General features: G+C 47.3%; 4 protein-coding genes. 2 read left to right on the plus strand and 2 right to left on the minus strand.

The window, feature by feature from the left end:
* The first annotated feature begins 161 nt into the window (after window positions 1-161).
* Together EJP87_RS14660 and EJP87_RS14665 are read left to right on the plus strand one after the other, a co-directional pair.
* A complete protein-coding gene (locus tag EJP87_RS14660; protein WP_130472606.1) occupies window positions 162-1,079 on the plus strand; it encodes a hypothetical protein in 918 nt (305 codons plus the stop codon).
* A gap of 168 nt (window positions 1,080-1,247) precedes the next feature.
* Entirely contained in the window at window positions 1,248-2,276 is a 1,029-nt protein-coding gene (locus EJP87_RS14665; RefSeq protein WP_130472607.1) for a hypothetical protein, read from the plus strand.
* On the opposite strand, the gene EJP87_RS14670 is transcribed toward EJP87_RS14665, so the two are convergent.
* Together EJP87_RS14670 and EJP87_RS14675 are read right to left on the minus strand one after the other, a co-directional pair.
* A complete protein-coding gene (locus EJP87_RS14670; RefSeq protein WP_130472608.1) occupies window positions 2,273-2,905 on the minus strand; it encodes a hypothetical protein in 633 nt (210 codons plus the stop codon). The genes EJP87_RS14665 and EJP87_RS14670 overlap by 4 nt on opposite strands.
* A gap of 40 nt (window positions 2,906-2,945) precedes the next feature.
* Window positions 2,946-3,676 (minus strand): DNA recombination protein RmuC (locus EJP87_RS14675; protein WP_130472609.1); only part of this gene is annotated, 731 nt, incomplete at its 5' end.

The raw sequence follows: 3,676 nt of genomic DNA on the forward strand, positions 1-3,676 counted from the left end.
CGCTTCGTCAAAAAAGCTGAATCCCTTTATTATCAAGCCCTACAGCATATATCAGAAAATTGAATTTCCGTACTGATAATCGCATATATCTTCCTGGGATTGGTGCGATATCCCGTCGATATATTTTTATTGGGTAAACAATTATTGGGCGGGAGATTCACATGACTGACATAGTTGTAATGGGTGGAGCAAGAACACAACAAGCTGCGCAAGATCGTCGCCTTCAGGAAGCACAAGAGATTGAACGATTGATCCGTGAGATCAATCAGCTCGCAATGATCTTGCATCTTCTAGAAATCTTTAGAACATACGATCAGCCCATCACCATCGTCATTCGACCCGATGGAATTGCCATCAAGCCAAGAAAACTCATTCCCGCCGATCCGACTTCACCCAATCATGCAGAAAACAAAGCACAACAGGTTTTGGCACAATTGCCCAAAGAACAACGAGAATCGGTTCAAGCTATTTCTGTCGAGCATGCAGATGGCGTAGGAGGCATTCAAGGTTGGTATGATCCCGTTAGACGACAGAACCAAGCAAAGATATTTCTCGATTCAGCAGATTTTCACCAAGACTATTCCGGAGAACGTACCGCCCACACCATCGCCCATGAGAGCTTCCACGCCTTCACCGTCCAGAAACTACTCCCGGCTTGGCAACAGAACAAAAACAGCGGATATGGCCAGAAAATGGAATCACTGTTCACGAAATATAAACACGCGATGCAGTCTGGTGACAGAAACGCCTTCCCAACGGATTATGCCGCATCGCACATGGTCAAAATGCATCATGCCGTAATGGCTGGAGATCGAAGAGAAGCAGCGCGGCAGTTTGAAGTAGGCTTTATGGAGTATACCGCTGAACTAGCAGCAAACATCGAAACAGGCAAAGACCAGTCTCCCCACCCTCACGTTGCACAAGCCTACGCAGCGATGCGATCAGTATTGCAACAAGCAAATGGGGGCAAGCATGTTGCGATGATCAGTGCGGTACCCCTATCCTCTCAGAGAGGCTCTGAATCCCTCTCGATGAGAGAGAATCCAATTCTTTCCTGGCTTCAGGGATATAGTGGATAGCCTCTTTGTTTTGAAAATATATACCTAAATATGTATCAGAGAAAACTGATTTCAGACAGCCCCGCACCTCTTCAGAAGCTCCAAGAATGGCTCAACTCCTGGCGAAATGCACAATATCTTGGTGCACTTCAACTCTCGAAAACAGCTCAAGAGGTCACACAGTTCCTTATGGAACTAAAGCAACCCAACGACACCGTGGTCATCGCAGGACTAGAACACGCCATTCAACTTCATCGGCTTCTGGGCATCGGCATGATACAGCAGGTTCACACCTTACTCACCTCGCCCTACTCTCCGATCACGGAGTCGTTCATTCAGCATCAAATCAACCTCTGCTCAGAAGATGAGCTATTCCTTCTCATGGAGAGCTTTCCCGACGCATCCGATTCGTTGTTGAGAATGGCCATGAAAAAGGCCAGCGAACAAAAGTCACGTACAGTGCTGTTTCTATTATTTCAAAGACTGGAAAACACCTCAGACTCAGAGGCCCAGCTCCTCACCATACGCGATTGCAAAAAAACCGACATTCTATCCACTTTCTCGCAGATTTCAGATCCCACCCCTGACGTCATGATCCTCGCCATCGATCGTATTCCCGTCACCGGACTCGACCAACTTCTCGCTATCTTCCCCTCATCTCATCAGGGACATGCCACGGACATTCTTGCTAAAATCGGCACGAAACCCATGCGTGACAGCGAAAAGATACATCATCTCTTTGCCTATTACAACCTGCTCGATCAACCCACTACAACCATCATTGAAAGTCTTATTGAGCATCTCCCAACAAGGCAAGAGCGGCACCTGGTCTCACTTGAAAGCCTCATCCCCACGTTACCCGAACTCACTCCGTCCATCGTAACAGCATTGGCCAAACACTACACTGCCCACGTGAAAAACATAACGGAAATTCTCAATCGACTTCTTCGAACCGGGAAGCTGAATCCAACTGAGCATCAGAATCTTCTCGACCAATTTAGAGAGCTTTCCCAGGCATCAAAACCGACCACGCAAATTCGGAAAACAGCTCGTTTGGTTATAACAAGACATGACGGACACCTGCTCTCAACGGGCTATAAACCGGGAAGCACCATCCAAAGATTGGCACTCCCCGACGAAAATCACAGCGGTCAAAAAATCGCAGAACAGCTGATAGGGTTACTTTACAAGAACATTAACTCGCGTGAAAACGGTTAAAAATTGTAACAAAATCCCATATTGGTCGCTTGATAGGCCGGCGTTGAATCCGGTGCAAACGTAAACGCCAAGTCCAGCATAATATTCCCCTGAGTCACGCGTCCACCTAGCTGATAGCCCTTCACCCCATTGGTCGACGTATACTCCGCAATCACATCTGCGACACCCGGCAACACATGATAGTCCAACGCAATAGCAGAATAATAAGTTTGAGCCACCATGTTATAGCCCAAATTGGCATTAACTTGAACATTTTGAATGGTTCCGGAATTCAGCACCCCCAAATAGGTCTCATTCCCACCGCCACTGTTCTTCGAGAAAGACAGTACCGCACCCGAATCAATCAAATCGCCGAGCTTATCCGCAAAGCGGTACTTATTCGCCCAAACCAAATCATACGGGAACGTACTTCCATCCGTCACATGCGACACCGCTAATCCTAACTCATATCGATCCGTCATCCCACGCTTAAACGTAAACGTATGCGTCTTCAAGTTATTGAAGTTATACTCCATTCCATACGTATCTTTGGGCTGAGTTCCGGGATCATCACATCCTAATGGTCTCGCGGAAAACGCCATTGTTCCTAATACCAATACCCCTACCAATCCGATTGTTGCTGCTTTCATCTTGAAATCCCCCTCTTATTTTGATATTACAATATTGTTTCTAGACTATCCGATCATCACGATCCCCGTCAATAGGCCCTTCGTTCGGCAGAATACTATCCGACAGGATACCGTCCGATAGAATACCGTTCGGCATCACCTTGGTTGACATCGCGCCCAGTTTCCGGATCTTTTCCGCTTTACCCAACACATTACCCGGCCCAGATGATAGTTTTCGCATTCCCTCTTCATACGTTTGGTGTGCCGACTGAAGTTGATGTCCCATTTTCTGAAAGTCTTCGACAAACCCAACCAACTTATCATACAAAGCCCCACTTTGACGGGCTATCTCCAGAGCATTCTTATTCTGATGATCTTGCTTCCAAATATGGCTTACAATTCGAAGGGTAGCGAGCAACGTCGAGGGGCAAACCAATAAAATATTCTGATCAAACGCGTCTGCAAACAACCCCGGATCGGTCTGAATCGCCAAGCCGAAAGCCGACTCGATCGGCATAAACATCAGCACAAAATCGGGGCTATTGATTTCGTAAAGCGCAGGATAATTTTTCTGTGACAGCCCCTTGAGATGATTCCGAACCGATCGAACATGATCCCGTATCGCAAACTCTTTCTGGGCTAGATCATCTATCCCGATCAAACGCTCATAGGCCGATAGGGAAACCTTGGCATCGATCACAAGCTGTTTCCCGTCTGGCAAACAAATAACCACATCGGGCTGTTGCCGCCGGCCATCTGACGAACGAAGTGAGACTTGCACCAGGTATTCGC

Source organism: Candidatus Magnetaquicoccus inordinatus, assembly GCF_004217665.1.
GTDB lineage: Bacteria > Pseudomonadota > Magnetococcia > Magnetococcales > Magnetaquicoccaceae > Magnetaquicoccus > Magnetaquicoccus inordinatus.